The organism is Tigheibacillus halophilus, assembly GCF_042683165.1.
Taxonomy (GTDB): Bacteria; Bacillota; Bacilli; order Bacillales; family Amphibacillaceae; genus Tigheibacillus; species Tigheibacillus halophilus.
Window position 1 is genome coordinate 203,348 of record NZ_JBHUIZ010000006.1, and the last position, 17,445, is coordinate 220,792.

The following is a 17,445-nucleotide window of genomic DNA, read 5'->3' on the forward strand; positions in this document are numbered from 1 at the left end:
CGAACAATTGAAAATAAATAGGCGTGGTGATATGGGTGTCTTTGACAATTTCACAATTGGGTGAATCAACTTTGAAAGAAATTTATGAATTAGCCCGGGAGTACAAGATTTCGTATTATTCCAAATTGACAAAACGTGAATTGATATTCGCTATTTTGAAAGCACAGGCAGAAAAAGACGGGTTTTTATTCATGGATGGCATTTTGGAAATCATTCCCTCTGAGGGCTTTGGATTTTTGCGGCCAATTAATTACTCTCCAAGTGCGGAAGATATTTACATTTCCGCCTCACAAATCCGCAGATTCGATTTGCGTAATGGGGATAAGGTTTCCGGTAAAGTGCGTCCTCCAAAGGAAAATGAACGTTATTACGGGCTGCTTCATGTAGACGCTGTCAATGACGAAGATCCTGATTCATCGAAAGAGCGGGTGCATTTTCCAGCTTTGACCGCGCTTTATCCGGACAGGCTGATGAAGCTGGAAACGAAAACAAACAAGCTCTCCACCAGAATCATGGACTTGATGACGCCGGTAGGCTTTGGGCAGCGCGGTTTGATTGTCGCTCCTCCAAAAGCTGGTAAAACAATGCTGCTGAAAGAAATAGCCAATAGCATTTCTGTCAATCATCCTGATGCCAAGCTGATCATTCTGCTTGTCGATGAGCGTCCGGAGGAAGTGACTGACATTGAGCGCAGTGTACATCCGGATGTCGATGTTGTCAGTTCTACATTCGATGAACTGCCGGAGAGCCATATTAAAGTGTCTGAGCTTGTTTTGGAGCGTGCGATGCGGCTTGTTGAACATAAACGGGATGTCATCGTGTTAATGGATAGCATCACAAGGTTGGCACGCGCATACAACCTCGTTATTCCGCCAAGTGGACGTACACTGTCTGGCGGAATTGATCCAGCTGCCTTCCATCGCCCGAAACGATTCTTCGGTGCCGCAAGGAATATTGAAGAGGGCGGCAGTTTCACCATATTGGCAACGGCATTAGTGGACACCGGATCCCGCATGGACGACGTCATCTATGAAGAATTCAAAGGGACTGGCAATATGGAGCTGCATTTAGACAGGAACTTATCTGAAAGAAGGATTTTCCCTGCTATCGATATTTTGCGTTCAGGCACTCGGAAAGAGGAGTTGCTTGTTGATAAGAGCCAGCTGGATAAGATGTGGGCTATTCGCAAAACCATGCAGGATTCGAACGATTTCCTTGAACGATTCTTGCGTAAAATGAAGGCAACTGAGACCAATGAGGAATTTCTGAAAAGTATGGGCGAAGAAATGCGTCGCCGTGGGATCAAACGGTAAACCAACATCCGATGGTTTAATGAGGATTTTCAACATGTTTTGACTTCTTGCTATTGCAATCAGAAGGCTTCACTGTTATAATCTTTACGTGAGTTTAGATAGGTTGGACCTATGGACGGCTCTTCAACTAACTCTGTTTCCAAAGGATTCAGGGCAATAAGGAGTGGAAAGACATGAAACAAGGAATTCATCCTGAATACAGGAAAGTAGTATTTCTTGATACAAGCTCAGATTTTAAATTTTTGAGTGGATCAACAAAGTACTCTGATGAAACAATCGAATGGGAAGATGGCAATACGTACCCATTGATCCGTGTTGAAATCAGTTCGGATTCACATCCGTTCTACACTGGTAAACAGAAAGCTGACAAAGTTGGCGGACGTGTTGATCGCTTCAAGAAAAAATATAATATGAAATAATGCTTCAAAGAGAAAATGTACGCATGCACCGCTGTTTGCGTACATTTTTTTCATGGTCTGAATTTGGATTTTTGCACGTTTTCGTAGAGTCAGTGGTGTATCATGAGTTTGCTAAAGAGTGGCGGATGATTGTAAAAAAATATTTTGCAAGTCATTTCTTTTTAAGGGTGATTCCAGCCTCATTTGTGGTAAACTAAAAAACGTATGCTTTTCGTGATGTTATACATGAAAGGAATAAAATATGGTCGTGTTTTCCCATAACGTAATGACTTGAATGTTTTCGTTTTAATAAAGAATCATGGAATATTCCTTTTTAGCATTACCTGACGCTACATACTGAATAATTTCGAAGGGAGATACTTCCTTATGTTTGATATGCATCAGCATGGCTGGGTGGAAGTAATTTGCGGGAGCATGTTTTCTGGTAAATCGGAGGAATTGATCCGACGCATCCGCCGGGCAGCTTATGGAAATTTAGCTGTTAAAGTGTTCAAACCGTCGATTGATAACCGATATGCGGAGGAATTAGTCGTTTCGCATAACGGGACATCTGTTACTGCTTACCCGATCCGTCTTTCAGCCGAGATCCTTGACCTGGTTACGGACAAACCCGATATTGTCGGAATAGATGAAGTACAGTTTTTTGATGAACAAATTGTCGATGTTATCACAGAATTGGCAGACAGGGGTATTCGCGTCATTGCTGCTGGATTGGATACAGATTTTCGCGGGGAACCATTCAATCCGATGCCAAAGTTGATGGCCCTTGCAGAAACAGTAACGAAGCTGAATGCGATTTGTCCAATCTGCGGTGCTGTGGCATGCCGTACCCAGCGCTTGATTGATGGCAAGCCCGCTTCTTATGATGATCCCGTCATCCTGGTTGGCGCTTCAGAGTCTTATGAACCGCGTTGCCGTCACCATCATGAAGTGCCAAATAAACCGGAAAGCAAACAAAAACCTGATTTGCTTAATAAAGTAGATTGACTCAATGCCTGTTCGTTTATAAGACGTCCAGCATACTCCCCGGTATCACATGTGATGCCGGTTTTTTTTAGGAGGCGATGTATATGATTTATCAAGCTGATGCCACCGTAAAGGAAAAATTGTTTCCTTTATTTGCTGACATGAAAGATACCTGTATTTTATCCTGTTTGCAAGGCCATATGGGGCAGGCATGGGTCGATCATATGGGCCATCCGGGTGCTGCGCAAATCATTGTAGGGGATTTTGTTTTCTATGCGGGGGATACTGAATCTGATGCGGCGATAGCATTAGTACAACATTTACCGGCTCAATGTCTTGTGATTCCTGCGAATGCAGCTTGGGCTAAACGGATAGAGGAAGTTCATCAGGATAATATGCAAAAAATTCAGCGCTACGCTTTTAGAAAAAATGCTGCTGATCTGGCTCCACTACACTTGCGGCGGCTGCTGCGGAAGCTCCCCAAAGATTTTGAACGGAGGAAAATAGACGGAAAAATTGCTGCAATGCCGTCACTGCAACTTATTTCTCCTGACTTTACAGGCCAATTTGAGTCGCTGGAAGACTATTGCAAGAGAGGTATCGGTCATTGCATCATGCATCAAGGTGAGGTAGTATGTGCAGCTTCCTCCTACAGTATTTATAATGGGGGAATTGAGATTGAAATAGGCACAGCGCGTGACTACCGCCGTAAAGGGCTCGCAGCTGTTGCGGCAGCATCATTGATACTGGACTGCTTGGAACAAGGGATTTACCCAAGCTGGGATGCCGCCAACCCTGCATCAGCAGCACTGGCGCAGAAACTTGGCTATGTTCCGGCGGGTGCCTATGATGCCTATGAAATATATTGGAAATAACATCGATTGAAGGTGGGGCATTCTACCCAGGTTCAGCTGCTTTTTCGTTACATACGAGCAAACTTTGACCTGCCTTCGGGAGTATAATATAATGATACTGTTAATTTAGTGAGGTGAAACGTGATGCTCGACCGTTTGCAATCTTTGGAAGACCGTTATAATAAATTGAATGAACTATTAAGTGACCCTGAAATTATTAATGATACGAAAAAACTTCGCGAATACTCAAAAGAACAGTCTGACTTACAAGATGTCGTCACGGCCTATCGTGCCTATAAAGATATTAGCCAGCAGCTGAAAGATGCCAAGGAAATGATGGAAGATGAGCTGGACAGTGATATGCAAGAAATGGTGAAGACTGAAATATCGGATTTGAGCAGCCAAAAAGAGGAATACGAAGAAAAAATGAAGATTTTACTCCTGCCAAAAGATCCGAATGATGACAAGAACGTTATTTTTGAAATTCGCGGTGCCGCGGGCGGGGATGAAGCTGCTTTGTTCGCAGGGGATTTGTACCGCATGTATTCCCGCTATGCTGAAAATCAGGGCTGGAAAACAGAGGTTATCGAATCGCATACAACGGGGGTAGGCGGCTATAAAGAGATCATTTTTATGATCAATGGCCACGGCGCTTATTCCAAATTGAAGTATGAGAATGGAGCACATCGGGTGCAGCGCGTTCCCGAAACGGAATCTGGCGGCAGAATACACACATCGACAGCTACGGTTGCCGTATTGCCTGAAACGGAAGAAGTGGAAGTTGAAATCCACGATAAAGATATCCGCGTCGATACTTTCGCATCCAGCGGACCAGGCGGGCAAAGTGTCAATACCACTATGTCGGCAGTACGTCTGACACATATTCCAACTGGCATCGTGGTGTCTTGCCAAGATGAAAAATCACAAATCAAAAACAAGGAAAAAGCGATGAAGGTACTGCGTGCCCGCATTTATGATAAATTTCAGCAGGAAGCACAGGCAGAGTACGACGAATCTCGAAAATCAGCTGTTGGGACCGGCGACAGAAGCGAACGGATTCGGACATACAACTTTCCACAGAATCGTGTGACAGATCACCGTATCGGTCTTACCATCCAAAAACTGGATCAGATTTTGGAAGGCAAGCTGGATGAAGTGATCGACGCTTTACTTGTGGAGGAACAGACAAAGAAACTGGAACAAATTGGAGAATGAAATGATGGAAAACATCCAGAAACAGTATGAAGTCCTGAATTGGGCTTCCTTTTTTTTAAAAGAACATCATTGTGAGGAAAATGCAGCTCAGATGCTGCTCCAACATTATCTGGGGGTAACACGTGCACAACTTTTTGCTCGGATGCAAGATCCTGTCCCATTGGAAGTGATGCAGCAATTTGAACGGGCTGTGAGGCAGCACGCAGAAACAGGTATCCCGGTACAGCATCTGATGGGTTATACAGAATTTTATGGACGAAGGTTTTCCGTCAATGAAGCTGTGCTCATACCGCGCCAGGAAACTGAAGAACTCATCTATCATGCGATATCCTATCTAAAAGGAATAGTCGCACATCACCCAAGCTGCACGATTGTAGACGTTGGAACAGGAAGTGGGATCATCGCCATTACACTGGCTCTGGAATTGCCGCAAACGACCGTTTTTGCAACAGATATCTCCGGCGCAGCGCTGGAGATGGCGAAAAAAAATGCTGAACAGCACGGTGCTGACATCACTTTTTTACAAGGAAACTTTTTAGAACCAATTGCAAATCAGGCCATTAAAGCTGATTTGATTGTTTCCAATCCGCCTTATATCGCCTGGTCGGAAGCAGAGAGCCTTTCTAAAACAGTCAAGGATTACGACCCAGCGCTGGCACTTTTCGCAGAGGATGACGGTCTGGCTGCATATAGGGAAATCATCAGGCAGCTGCCGGCTGTATTGGAAAAACAAGGAAAAGTCATGTTCGAAATTGGCCACCAACAGGGACAGGCCGTTAAAGAAATAATTGTAAATGCTTTCCCAGAGAGCGAACCGGATGTTTTACAGGACATGAACGGCAAAGATCGGATGGTCAGCGCCCTCGTGAAAAAATAAGCGAGAAGTTATACAGATATGCATACTTTTGTGCCAGTTCTTGCTGGCAGATTGGTTCATGCCGTTCGTGGCTATGATAATACGATGTCATGCTTGATTGCTATTGTTGTGTGCGGCTATGCATGTAGCTCGGTTTGGCAGGCACTGCTACAGCTGAATAGACGGATGATCCATCGAAATAGGAAGAAACGCTTTGCGCCAGTGGCTCATGAGCGTGATGACCCACCGAAATAGGAAGAAACGCATTGCGATAGTGGTTCATAGGCGTGATGACCCACTGAATTAGGAAGAACTGCTTTGCGCCAGTGGCTCATGAGCGTGATGACCCACTGAAATAGGAAGAACTGCGTTGCGATAGTGGTTCAAGAGCGTGATGACCCACCGAAATAGGAAGAATCGCATTGCGATAGTGGTTCATAAACCAGGTGACCCACTGAATTACGAAGAAACACGTTGCAAGCGTGGTTCATTATTTTGGGGACGGTGATAAAAGTAAATGAATTCAAAAATTACATTCTCATGGCTGGATAGGATCCACCAACTTTAATGAAAAAGAACTCTTGGAAAAAAAGCAACAATATTTTGCGAGATTGGTAGTTTAAAAGTGAGTTCCCCTGCCCATACTTGAAATAAGTCAATAAGTAAAGGGGCGGGAACGAATGAAGAAAATTATATTTTTTGCACTTATCCTATTCATCATATATTTTTATTTTTCAGGACAACCTGATAGTAACCGGTCAGCTGCTGGAGCCGACGATGAGTATCAGGTCATTCCTGATGAAGCTATCCGCTTGCGAATCCTGGCAAATAGTGATGATGAAAAAGATCAAAGCGTAAAGCGACTTGTGCGTGATGAGGTAAACAAGGAAGTTTCCAAATGGGTCAAGGATTTGGATGATATTGATAAGGCAAGGCATTTGATTCAACAACGCCTTCCAAAAATCGAATCGATTGTAGATAAAACCCTGCAAAAAGCTCATGCTGCCAGTCAGTATACAGTGAAGTACGGAAAGAATGTGACTTTCCCTACTAAACTTTATGGGTCCTATGTATATCCGGCGGGCGAATATGAAGCCATATTAATCACACTGGGAAAAGGCGAAGGTGCTAATTGGTGGTGTGTACTGTTCCCGCCGCTTTGTTTCCTTGATTTCTCCAATGGCATTAGTGTAGCCGAAGCAGGCACAGATGAACCTGAAGAGGAGGAAGAGATGACCGTCAAATTCTTCCTGTTCGAATGGCTGGAAAAATTATTTTAAATGAATGATGAACAAATCCCGCTCACCAATTGGCAGAGCGGGATTTTTAGTCATTATAAATTTTCTATTCATTCACATTTACTTTCTCATCTTTTGATTTCCACAATTTGCCTGGCCAAAATGCGAATCGTCCTAGCACAACCGTGATGGATGGCACCAACAACGGTCGGACAATGAACGTATCAAGTAAAATGCCGATGGCTGTGACAGTGCCGAAATGAACAAGTACTTGCAACGGCAGTACTGCCAGTACCGCAAATGTCCCTGCCAGGATGAGTCCGGCAGAACTGATGACACTCCCGGTTTCACCTACTCCTTCGTAAACGGCTTGCTTTAATGGCATCGTTTTTCGCTTGCGCCAGATATTGGAAATCATGAAAATGTTGTAATCCTCCCCCAATGCGACTAGGAAAACGAAGGAATACAATGGAATCAAACCTTGGATGGCAGGCACATCAAACCCGTGATGCAGTAAAATCCATCCCAACCCAAGTGCTGACAGGTAAGAGAGGACTACAGTGACCAGCAAATAGATCATTGCTACAATCGATCGTAAATAAATCAGTAACAGCAGGCCGATAATCCCGAGAACAACTGGTACAATGAGAGACTGATCACGGTTTGTCACTTGTTCTGTATCGTATAATGTGGCTGTTTCTCCACCTAACCATACATGATCAGCAGCTTTGGCGATGCCAGCCTGCTGCAAAGACTTTTCTACTGTCTTTTGTACGTCTGGGATGTGCGCGACTGCTTCCGGAGAATAGGGATCAACCGAGAGAGTGACATCATAGGATTGAAAATGGTCATTTTGTGATCCTTTCACGGGTTTGCTGACTGTATCAACATATTGCAGCCGCTGCAAATCTTTTTGGAGTGATACATTCTTGTCTTGCGTATCGACAATCACCTGCAAGGGAGCGACTTCACCAGGCGGGTAGTGGTCAGAAATAATAGTGAAACCTTCACGTGATGGCATATCTTCCGGGAATGAGTCAAGCAGCCCATATGTGAAATTCATTTTTGGTACAAAAGATGCCAGCCCACCTAGAAGGATGGTACATGCGATAATGACATACCATGGCCTTTGGGTGACTACATTTCCTAAAGCTTTGCTAAAGGCACTTCTATCCTTGGGCCGTTTAAGCTTTTTGCCTTTTTTAGCCTCCAGCTTATCCATCATTTCATTCGTTCTTGGAATGAACGGAAAGAAAGCAATCCGTCCAAGGATAGCCAAAAAGGAAGGAAGAATGGTTAACGCTGCAATACCCATGATTAGAATCGACATGCTGAATGGTACTGCAAAGCGATCATAAGAAGCGTAATATGCCAGCCCCAGCGTCAGCAGACCGAGCACAGTTGTCATCGAGCTCATCATGATGGCTCCGCCTGTATTGGATAAAGCTTTTTCCAACGCTCGATATTTATCAGGCTCATGCCGCAGTTCATCGCGGTATCTGGAAATCAGGAACAGGCAGTAATCTGTTCCAGCGCCAAATAATAAAACGGTCATTATGGAAACGGACTGACTATCCACTTCAATCAAACCCTTGTCAGCCAATATTCCCAGCAGCGGACTGATCAGGCCATATGCGACAACGACCGTGATGAGCGGGACAATAGCAAGCAGCGGAGATCTGTACAAGATGATCAGCAAGATAAGCACAAGAGCAATTGTTGCAAGCAGCAGTGTTATATCTGCATTGCTGAATAAAGCAACTGCGTCAGTCTGAATTCCAACGGGTCCGCTATATCTGACATGAAGCCCGTCTTTATCCAATGCATTGCCTGAAACTTTTGAGCCAAATGCTTTATCCAACTGTTTCTCCAGCTCATCCAGACCTTTTTGCAATTGCTTGGTGGATGCATTTTTATCGAAAAAGACGGGAGTCGTCAATGCTTTCCCATCTTCAGACACGGATGTTGCAAGCGCCTGTGCAGGGGCTTTGTATAATGGCGGTATAAATGATTGCTTGGTCACTGGATTTTCACTGAGGCTTTGATACAGCTTTTTAATCCGTTCATAATCCGTTTGGGAAAGCCCGTTCTTTTGATACCAGACTAGCAGTAATGGCGTTCCAGCGTCATTGGAAAATTGCACCTTCGCAATTTTGGATGCCTGAACCGACATGACATCATCTGGCAGCAATTGATTCGAATCCGTTTCACGGGAATTGATTTGCGGCCAAACCATGGATAACACCGCTACGATGACAATCCAGACGACGACTGTCACCCACCTTGTTTTCACGCCGGAAACAATGGTACCCCAGTGTTTTCTATTCATCTCGCAAACTCCTTTTCTGTTAAATTGTTGATTACCCATCATAATTATATATACTGGACAGTTAATTTACAAAGATTTGTTTGCTGTGTACGGAATATGTATGATAAATTTAGGTTGTTCTTTAAAAGCACACTGCTGTTTGGAAGCGGCGTTTTTTATATAAGCCACAACAGACGGTATGAAATATGCATCCATTAAAATTTGAAATATTTGTGGTTGGAAAATCGGAGGGAAAGCAGATGGGCAATAAGCAAAAGCGGCCGCTTGGGAGACCGCCATATCAGGTCAACCACATCCCCACAGATGAAGTCATCCTGCAGGTGTCGGCCAAATTATTTTTGGAAAGGCCCTACCAGGATATCTCAATGGATGAAATAGCGGCTGCTGCCGATGTGACCAAAGCAACTGTGTATTATTATTTCGCCAATAAATCGGAGCTGTACGCGAAATCGATGGATTGTATGATGGGGAGAATCCGTATGAACATCCGAGCGATGATTTCGCAAAGGAAAAGCTTGAAGGAAAACCTGCTCGATGTGACGGTATCCCACCTCACCGCTACGTTCCACTTGGATCTTGATGCGTTGCTTCAGTCCGCGAAGAATGTGCTGCTGGAGAAAGATTGGGAACGAATGTCCCTGGCAATCCGGTTGTTGGAAGAAGAAATAGCGGCTGTTTTTCAATATGCCAAGGAACGTGGTGAAATCGCGGATGATTTTTCAGTTTCTTTTTGTTCACAGGCATTCCTCTCCCTCCTGAAAATAGGCAATAAACGTGATGTCAAAGGAAATTTGATATATGAGTCACCGAAGGCAGCGGCTGAACAGATTGTCCGCTTCTTTTGCAAAGGGGTATCTTGAATCTTCCAATCGCTGTTATAATTTACCTTTCTTTTGCATAGAATAGATAACAAAACTATCATTCTATCCCAGAGGTGAAAAAAGTGAAAATAATTGCAGCATATCGGATGCCGTTGGAGCAAGTGGAGACTTTCCTGCAGACAGCGGATAAAGTGGAAAAAGCCAGTTTACTGCAGCATGGATACGTACTCGTGATAGATGAAGTAATTAAGGGATGTTTTATCTGGATGCCAGTCGAAAACGGTATTTACTGGCTGAAGCAACTATATATCGCGAAAGATGCTGCCGGTAAATTACCAGTAGTATTAGAAACGATTGTCCAGATGGCCAAGGAAAAGCAAGCGGAGAAACTCTATGTTCAGAGTCACCAGCCGGTTGTGGACATCTTACTTGACGCTTTACAGTTTTGTCCACAACAGCATGGGATTCAGCTGGAAAGCCAACAGGAAAACAAAGGGAAATGGTGGGCATATCAAGTTTCCTAGTATGGGTCATTTATAAAACAGACCGTATGTGCACCCTGAAAGGTTGTATATACGGGCTATTTTTGTGCGGAAAACGGGTACTTTGCACCACGTTTTTCAGCATCGGTGGTGTGGAAATACATAGCTGAAAGCGTTATTTCCGTATAATCTGTGTATAAACAGGACTTTATGCACATTATCCACAAACACTTGTGAGTAACTTGTGCAGTATTCTTTTTTCAACCGTGTAATTGACATGAATTAAAACCATGTAATTTCATATTGTAAACATTTTCATCCCGAATGTGGATAAAACTGTGGATTCTATTATTTTGCCGGCATTTTCTGTGGGCAACTTTTTTATTTTGCGTAACAACTTTCTTTCCACTACAATATAATAGAGGAAAGAGGGACAAGTGAATGGAAACAAAACGTTGGAATGCAAATGATGATGATTCTACTGTAACAGCTGCGGCTAAGATGCTCCAGGACGGCAAGACAGTTGCCTTTCCAACCGAAACGGTTTATGGTCTCGGCGCGGATGCGACGAACCCGGCTGCTGTGGATAAAATATTTCAAGCCAAGGGGCGCCCACAGGATAACCCCTTGATTGCACATGTTGCTACGAAAGAACAGTTGCTTAGATTGGTAAAAGATGTACCAGTTTATGTGGAAAAACTGCTGGATGCATTTTCTCCTGGTCCTTTGACTTACGTTTTGAAAACAAGCGGTGTGTGTGCAGCGAATGTAACAGCCGGACTGGATTCTATCGGGGTTCGCATGCCTGGACACCCTGTGGCACAGGCTTTGCTGAAAACCTGCGACCTGCCGATTGCAGCACCAAGTGCAAATGTTTCAGGGAAACCCAGCCCTACGCTAGCTGACCATGTCTGGGAAGATCTGAATGGCAAAATCTCCGGTCTCCTGGATGGCGGACCAACAGGATATGGTGTCGAATCCACAGTAATTGACTGCACAGGGGATATACCTGTTATTCTCAGGCCTGGCGGGGTAACGAAAGAGCAGTTATTGCAGGTCGTTGAACAAGTGATTACGGACCCTGCATTGAAAAATAGCCGTGAAAAACCGAAAGCACCTGGAATGAAATATAGACATTATGCGCCGGAAGTGCCTTTATGGCTCGTATATGGCACTACACAAACCATCCAGGAGGTGGTGGATAGCTTACAGGCGAGTGGACAAAGAGCGGGATTACTTGTCGGTAACCAAACAGCTTCCTCTATCCACTGTGCTGAAAAGATACTGCTTGGGAGCAATCCAGCCGAGGTCGCGGCACATCTCTATGATGGCTTGAGAACTTTTAAAACGGGGAGTGTAGATGTGATTGTAGCGGAAGCCTTTTCTGAGGAAGGAATTGGCCAGGCAATCATGAATCGGCTGAAAAAAGCTGCGACCAAAGAAATTCATTCTGCAGAATAACCGGAAAAACATGTAAGCTCATATCCTCCTTTGGACATGCATATATTTTAGTAGCGTGTCCAAGGGAGGATGTTTTATGTTCGCAGGTTTATATCAAGAATTTTTCACCTTAGTATGTATAGCCCTGGCACTTGGTATGGACGCTTTCTCGGTCAGCCTCGGTCTGGGCATGAAGAAACTGAGGCTTAAACGGATTTTAATGATTGGTATTGTAGTAGGAGGTTTCCATGTTGTGATGCCGCTTATCGGCATTTTGACAGGAAAACTGATTTCCAACAGCATTGGAGATTGGGCGGCAGCGGCAAGTGGTTTTCTCCTGTTCGGCATTGGTGCCCATATGATCTTTTCAGCGTTCAACTTTCAATCCAGACAAGTCTTCCACACTGCGGGGATCGGGCTGATTTTTTTTGCGTTCAGTGTCAGTTTGGACAGTTTTTCTCTTGGACTGAGCATTGGTATGTCGGAAATAAAAATCATTATGTCCGTCATTGTATTTGGTACTGTGAGCGCCATCCTTACATGGGGCGGATTACTGCTTGGGAGAAAAGTCCAGGGGATGTTTGGTGCATACAGTGAAATTATGGGAGGCAGCGTGCTATGCGGTTTCGGACTGCTGCAGGTGTTTGGCATCTGAGCTTCTCCCTGAGTAAATGGAAGCTTATAGCTGGCAGGATAGTCAATGGCTCCGGCAATATGCTATAGTTAGGAAAGAACATGAATGGAAAATGGCGGTATCAGAAAGGTGAAATGAATGAAAATCTTGTTTATTTGTACAGGAAATACATGCCGAAGTCCCATGGCTGAAGCACTGCTCAAAGAAAAACTCCAGGGAGCCCAAGTGAAATCAGCCGGGATATTTGCCAGTATGAACCAGCGTATGAGTCATCATGCTGCATCCGCATTACAACAGAAAAATATCCATTCCGATCATCGCTCCAAGCCGGTAACGAGAGAGCTGTTGCATTGGGCAGATCTTGTACTGACGATGACAACGGGCCATAAGCAATCATTAATCATGCAATTTCCTGAATTCCAGGATCGATATTTTACCCTAAAGGAATATGTCTCCACTGCCGATAAAAAGGTATGGGATGAATTGAAAAAACGGTATACGGACTATGAAACAAAACGCTCGGCATTCTTGCATAAATATGAACATCAAATGGATCAGTCAGAGCTTAGCAAAAAATTGTCCGAATATCTGGCCGAGGATTTCAGAGAGATTCAGCTTCTGGAGCAAAATCTTGTCAGTTATGATATTTCCGACCCGTTTGGCGGGAGCCTGGAAGTCTATCAGGAAACACTGGAAGAACTGGAAGATTATATTGATTGCCTGATATCCATGATTAAAGAATAGCTTCCCCGCCAGAGCCGGCTGCAATCCATCCTTGACAAATAGAAAATGAGGGGAAAATTATGGAAAAGAAGCGGTACCGGTTCAGTCTTCGTGTGAAGCTTGTGATGTTTACGACAATATTGGCGACCATCACCTATTCGACAAGTGCATTATTTTTGTATATTGTATTCGACTATGTAAGAGAGTATCTGCACATCTCGTTAACACTGTTTACCATCCTTACTTTATTACTGGGAATTATCTGGTCGGGAATTCTAGCTTATGTTGCAGCTGGCTTCATAACGAAAAGGCTCGTGACACTGGAAAAGGCGGCTGCCAAAGCTGCCGACGGCTATTTGAACCAGCCGATCGATGTTAAAGGCACGGACGATGAGATCCACGCACTGGCTGTTTCATTTGACGCCATGTTAGGGAACTTACGCACTATGGTGCGCAATATCGACTCTCATTTTGAATTGACGAATGAAGCGGTGGTAGAAGTCAAATCAGCATCAAACCAAGTGCGTCAGCATTCTGAGCTAGTAAGCACATCCATTGATGACATATCCAAAGGGGCGCAGGCTTCTGCCGAGGCGATCCAAGACACCGCAGAAGCGGTGGAAACGGCGACAAATCTGGCTGGACAAGTGCAAACAACTGCCCTTTCCTCCAAAGAAAAATCGACCGCCATGCTGAAGACCCTTGCAGAGAGCAAACAGATTGTCAGCAGCCTTGTAAATGGGATCCAACAGCTGGCCGACAATCAAGAAGCTTCGCTTGGAGATGTCAACCATTTGAAAGAAAATGCATTGGAAGTAGAATCGGTTATCACGATGGTTGGTGAAATTGCCGCCCAAACGAATCTTTTGGCACTGAACGCCTCGATAGAAGCCGCGCATGCCGGTGAGCACGGTCGGGGATTCGCGGTTGTGGCAGATGAAATACGCAAGCTTGCAGATGAAAGTACAGGCGCGGTAACCAATATTACAGAATTGATTGCAGCCATCCAGAAAGACGTAGCGCAGGTTGTCGGCAGGATTAATGAAAATGTAAACCTGGCGAAAGCAGAAGCTGATAAAGGGTCAACCACCAATCAAACAATCAGCGATATGGCGAATTCCATTGAGCAAACCGCACAGGAAATCGAAAAAATAACCAAGCTGGTTGACAAACAATTGGAATCAATCCAATCAACTGCCTCCCGTTCCCAGGAAGTTGCGGCGATCGCTGAAGAGACTTCCGCAGGTGCGGAAGAGGTGAATGCCTCAGTCTATGAACAGGCCGCAAGCATCGACAAAGTAGATCAGCTGACCAAGAAACTGGCACAACAGACGGATGAACTGAATCAGCAAATCCGCTCGTTCATTGTAAAATAGAGACAGCTAAAAAGTGATGAGTTAGATAAGAGAATAAACAAAACCAGATCGAACAGAACATATCAGATTGAATGGAACGGAAAATGGTGAAATACATGTAGCTGTATTTTCCACTGTTTATATCAGGCAAAAAACAAGTGAACTTTTAGCTCACTTGTTTTTATTTACTTCGTTTTTGGGAGAAACTCACCAGTAATCGTGTTTAGGACAAGGATTGCCGCTTGAGTGACAAGTATTGCTGTCCAAGTGACAATTATTCTCGCTCGGGTGACAAGTATTGACATCATGACAAGAATTTCCGCCCGAGTGACAAGTAAAATGCGCAAAGTGACAAGTAATCACCCAGAAATGACGAGTATTCGCAACCAAATGACAAGTATCCGCCGCTTGATCACCAGGGTTTGATATAATAACTAGGACACCTTCTGCATAAGATGCAAGGTAGATTGAAAAATGAAGAAGGCGCATATTTTTTCCGGTTAGAGCTGATTGCGCAGATATCTGCTGGAAATGCCTCATGGCAGTATGATAAAATGAATTTGTCAAAATATAAGGAAATAGTAATCTTTGTACTTGGCAACATGGGAATGGCTGTCACTTGGATGCAAAGAACGTGCATCTAGTGATGTGGGTGCCAAGTTTTTCTTACAATACATCAGAATGCCTGGTAATAATGATAGATAGGCAGAGAATGAGGAATGGAGGGGTAGAATGAAAGTGATCATCAGCGCGGATCATGCTGGTATGTCATTGCGAAATGAAGTGAAGAATCTGTTGGAGGAAATGCATATTGCCTATGAGGATGCGGGCTGCAGCTGTGAAACTTCCGTAGATTATCCGGATTACGCTCTTCCGGCAGCCGAGCGGGTCGCAAGCGGCGAGTTTGACCGAGGTATTTTGATTTGCGGCACAGGGATCGGCATGAATATTTCAGCTAATAAAGTGAAAGGGATTCGCTGTGCACTGGTTCATGATGTGTATAGTGCGAAATTGACCCGCCAGCATAATGATTCCAACATGCTTGCGATGGGGGAACGTGTCATCGGGCCGGGGCTGGCCAGAGAAATTGCAAAAACATGGCTGGAAACGGATTTTGAAGGTGGACGTCATGGAAGAAGAGTGGATAAAGTTACCGAATATGAAGCAAGTCATGAGTAGCTGGTAAACTATGATTCATGATTATGTTGTGAATGTGATTTTATCATGATACGTTTGGATGAATGATAGAATAGTATTTGATTGTGGCAGCAACTTCAGATAAGTCATCGTACATATACGGGGAGGAGTGGTTGCATTGGAAAAATCTTTTTACCAACTGGTTCAGGCTGACACGGAGGCGCTTGTGAAGGAATGGGTATCCCTTTCATTGTTGCGAGAAGACGATATCTTTGTCGTCGGCTGTTCCACCAGTGAAGTATCCGGGGAGAAGATCGGTACGTCGGGCAGCATGGAAATTGCGGACATATTGTTCAATGCCATGAAAAAGCTGCAGCAATATACTGGGATCGTACTCGCTTTTCAATGCTGTGAGCACTTGAACCGAGCACTTGTTGTAGAGCGTGAAACGGCGAAAGCTTATGGCTTGGAAGAAGTGACAGTCGTACCAGCGCCCCATGCCGGCGGCTCGATGGCAACATATGCGTATCAGCACATGGAGAACCCCTGTGTGGTGGAATTCATTCGCGCCGAAGCAGGAATTGATATAGGAGAAACCATGATTGGCATGCATTTGAAGCATGTGGCAGTGCCATTGCGTTTGGCACAACGTTCTATCGGAAATGCCCGGGTGAACGGGGCGAAAACGAGACCGAAGCTGATTGGCGGACACCGCGCAACATACGAAGCGTGAATTACTGCAAGGTGAGAGCTTTTCAGTGTTTCCATATAGTCTAATCTTTTAACAGGGGGTATTACTTGTGAACCATGTAAAGCAAACCGATGTAGAGTTGTATGAAGCTATCGAGGCGGAAAGAAAACGCCAACAGGATAAAATTGAATTGATCGCTTCCGAAAATTTTGTTTCTGAATCTGTCATGGAGGCAATGGGCTCTGTCCTGACGAATAAATACGCAGAAGGCTACCCGGGTAAACGGTATTATGGCGGTTGTGAACATGTCGATGTAGTAGAGGATTTGGCGCGTGACCGTGCCAAGAAATTATTTGGCGCTGACCATGCTAACGTACAGCCGCACTCCGGTGCACAGGCCAATATGGCTGTATATTTCAGCGTGCTGGAGCCAGGTGACACCGTGCTGGGTATGAATCTAAATCATGGCGGACATTTGACACACGGCAGCCCGGTGAATTTCAGCGGCAAACTCTACAACTTTGTCGATTATGGTGTCGATGCAGAAACAGAACAGCTTGATTACGATGCTGTATTGGAAAAGGCAAAAGAAGTGAAACCAAAATTGATTGTCACTGGTGCAAGTGCCTACTCTCGGATTATCGACTTTGCCAAATTCCGTGAAATCGCTGATACGGTGGATGCATACTTAATGGTCGACATGGCTCATATTGCTGGTCTGGTAGCAACAGGACTGCATCCGAACCCAGTGCCATATGCTGATTTTGTAACGACTACCACCCATAAAACATTGCGCGGACCTCGCGGCGGTATGATATTGTGCAAAGCGGAATACGCCAAGAAGATTGATAAGACAGTATTTCCAGGTATGCAAGGCGGACCGCTCATGCATATTATCGCAGCGAAGGCCACTGCTTTTCAGGAAGCACTTTCCGAGGACTTCAAAGTTTACAGCGAACAGATCATCAACAA

General features: G+C 44.6%; 20 protein-coding genes. 19 read left to right on the forward strand and 1 reads right to left on the reverse strand.

Annotated elements, in window-relative coordinates:
• Positions 1 to 35: 35 nt before the first annotated feature.
• The 8 genes from rho to spoIIR all read left to right on the forward strand — a co-directional run bounded on the left by rho (position 36) and on the right by spoIIR (position 6,903).
• Positions 36 to 1,313 carry a transcription termination factor Rho gene (gene rho / locus ACFSMW_RS09370; RefSeq protein ID WP_390355076.1) on the forward strand — a complete coding sequence of 426 codons (1,278 nt, stop codon included), beginning with the start codon at positions 36 to 38 and terminating at the stop codon, positions 1,311 to 1,313.
• Between the two features lie 173 nt (positions 1,314 to 1,486).
• Positions 1,487 to 1,732, forward strand: coding sequence for a type B 50S ribosomal protein L31 (locus ACFSMW_RS09375; RefSeq protein ID WP_390355078.1), 246 nt, complete (start codon positions 1,487 to 1,489; stop codon positions 1,730 to 1,732).
• A 366-nt stretch (positions 1,733 to 2,098) separates the two neighbouring features.
• Complete coding sequence (locus ACFSMW_RS09380) at positions 2,099 to 2,719, forward strand: thymidine kinase (protein WP_390355079.1); 621 nt, start codon at positions 2,099 to 2,101, stop codon at positions 2,717 to 2,719.
• Positions 2,720 to 2,802: 83 nt separating this feature from the next.
• Positions 2,803 to 3,573: a GNAT family N-acetyltransferase gene (locus tag ACFSMW_RS09385; protein WP_390355081.1), complete on the forward strand. Its 771-nt coding sequence runs from the start codon at positions 2,803 to 2,805 to the stop codon at positions 3,571 to 3,573.
• A gap of 123 nt (positions 3,574 to 3,696) precedes the next feature.
• Positions 3,697 to 4,767 carry a peptide chain release factor 1 gene (prfA, locus tag ACFSMW_RS09390; protein ID WP_390355083.1) on the forward strand — a complete coding sequence of 357 codons (1,071 nt, stop codon included), beginning with the start codon at positions 3,697 to 3,699 and terminating at the stop codon, positions 4,765 to 4,767.
• 1 nt (position 4,768) lies between these two features.
• Positions 4,769 to 5,644 carry a peptide chain release factor N(5)-glutamine methyltransferase gene (prmC, locus tag ACFSMW_RS09395; protein WP_390355085.1) on the forward strand — a complete coding sequence of 292 codons (876 nt, stop codon included), beginning with the start codon at positions 4,769 to 4,771 and terminating at the stop codon, positions 5,642 to 5,644.
• A gap of 18 nt (positions 5,645 to 5,662) precedes the next feature.
• Positions 5,663 to 5,878, forward strand: coding sequence for a hypothetical protein (locus ACFSMW_RS09400; protein WP_390355087.1), 216 nt, complete (start codon positions 5,663 to 5,665; stop codon positions 5,876 to 5,878).
• 425 nt (positions 5,879 to 6,303) lie between these two features.
• Positions 6,304 to 6,903 (forward strand): stage II sporulation protein R, encoded by a 600-nt coding sequence (gene spoIIR, locus ACFSMW_RS09405; protein WP_390355089.1) that lies wholly within the window; start codon positions 6,304 to 6,306, stop codon positions 6,901 to 6,903.
• Between the two features lie 64 nt (positions 6,904 to 6,967).
• Here the strand turns inward: spoIIR and ACFSMW_RS09410 are convergent, their stop codons facing one another.
• Positions 6,968 to 9,190: an MMPL family transporter gene (locus ACFSMW_RS09410; RefSeq protein WP_390355090.1), complete on the reverse strand. Its 2,223-nt coding sequence runs from the start codon at positions 9,188 to 9,190 to the stop codon at positions 6,968 to 6,970.
• Between the two features lie 239 nt (positions 9,191 to 9,429).
• Between ACFSMW_RS09410 and ACFSMW_RS09415 the strand changes: the two genes are divergently transcribed.
• The 11 genes from ACFSMW_RS09415 to ACFSMW_RS09465 form a co-directional block, all read left to right on the forward strand.
• Positions 9,430 to 10,050 (forward strand): TetR/AcrR family transcriptional regulator, encoded by a 621-nt coding sequence (locus tag ACFSMW_RS09415; protein WP_390355092.1) that lies wholly within the window; start codon positions 9,430 to 9,432, stop codon positions 10,048 to 10,050.
• Between the two features lie 83 nt (positions 10,051 to 10,133).
• Entirely contained in the window at positions 10,134 to 10,535 is a 402-nt protein-coding gene (locus tag ACFSMW_RS09420; RefSeq protein ID WP_390355093.1) for a GNAT family N-acetyltransferase, read from the forward strand.
• Positions 10,536 to 10,934: 399 nt separating this feature from the next.
• Entirely contained in the window at positions 10,935 to 11,954 is a 1,020-nt protein-coding gene (locus tag ACFSMW_RS09425; protein WP_390355095.1) for an L-threonylcarbamoyladenylate synthase, read from the forward strand.
• Positions 11,955 to 12,030: 76 nt separating this feature from the next.
• On the forward strand, positions 12,031 to 12,588 hold the full coding sequence (locus tag ACFSMW_RS09430) for a manganese efflux pump MntP (protein ID WP_390355097.1): 558 nt from the start codon (positions 12,031 to 12,033) through the stop codon (positions 12,586 to 12,588).
• Between the two features lie 117 nt (positions 12,589 to 12,705).
• On the forward strand, positions 12,706 to 13,311 hold the full coding sequence (locus tag ACFSMW_RS09435; protein WP_390355098.1) for a low molecular weight protein arginine phosphatase: 606 nt from the start codon (positions 12,706 to 12,708) through the stop codon (positions 13,309 to 13,311).
• A gap of 59 nt (positions 13,312 to 13,370) precedes the next feature.
• Positions 13,371 to 14,666: a methyl-accepting chemotaxis protein gene (locus ACFSMW_RS09440; protein WP_390355100.1), complete on the forward strand. Its 1,296-nt coding sequence runs from the start codon at positions 13,371 to 13,373 to the stop codon at positions 14,664 to 14,666.
• A 225-nt stretch (positions 14,667 to 14,891) separates the two neighbouring features.
• A complete protein-coding gene (locus ACFSMW_RS09445) occupies positions 14,892 to 15,071 on the forward strand; it encodes a hypothetical protein (protein ID WP_390355102.1) in 180 nt (59 codons plus the stop codon).
• 41 nt (positions 15,072 to 15,112) lie between these two features.
• Positions 15,113 to 15,289: a hypothetical protein gene (locus ACFSMW_RS09450; protein ID WP_390355103.1), complete on the forward strand. Its 177-nt coding sequence runs from the start codon at positions 15,113 to 15,115 to the stop codon at positions 15,287 to 15,289.
• Positions 15,290 to 15,377: 88 nt separating this feature from the next.
• Complete coding sequence (gene rpiB / locus ACFSMW_RS09455) at positions 15,378 to 15,824, forward strand: ribose 5-phosphate isomerase B (RefSeq protein WP_390355105.1); 447 nt, start codon at positions 15,378 to 15,380, stop codon at positions 15,822 to 15,824.
• 136 nt (positions 15,825 to 15,960) lie between these two features.
• Positions 15,961 to 16,515 carry a TIGR01440 family protein gene (locus ACFSMW_RS09460; RefSeq protein ID WP_390355107.1) on the forward strand — a complete coding sequence of 185 codons (555 nt, stop codon included), beginning with the start codon at positions 15,961 to 15,963 and terminating at the stop codon, positions 16,513 to 16,515.
• Positions 16,516 to 16,582: 67 nt separating this feature from the next.
• The coding region (locus ACFSMW_RS09465) for a serine hydroxymethyltransferase (protein ID WP_390355108.1) at positions 16,583 to 17,445 on the forward strand (863 nt) is incomplete at its 3' end.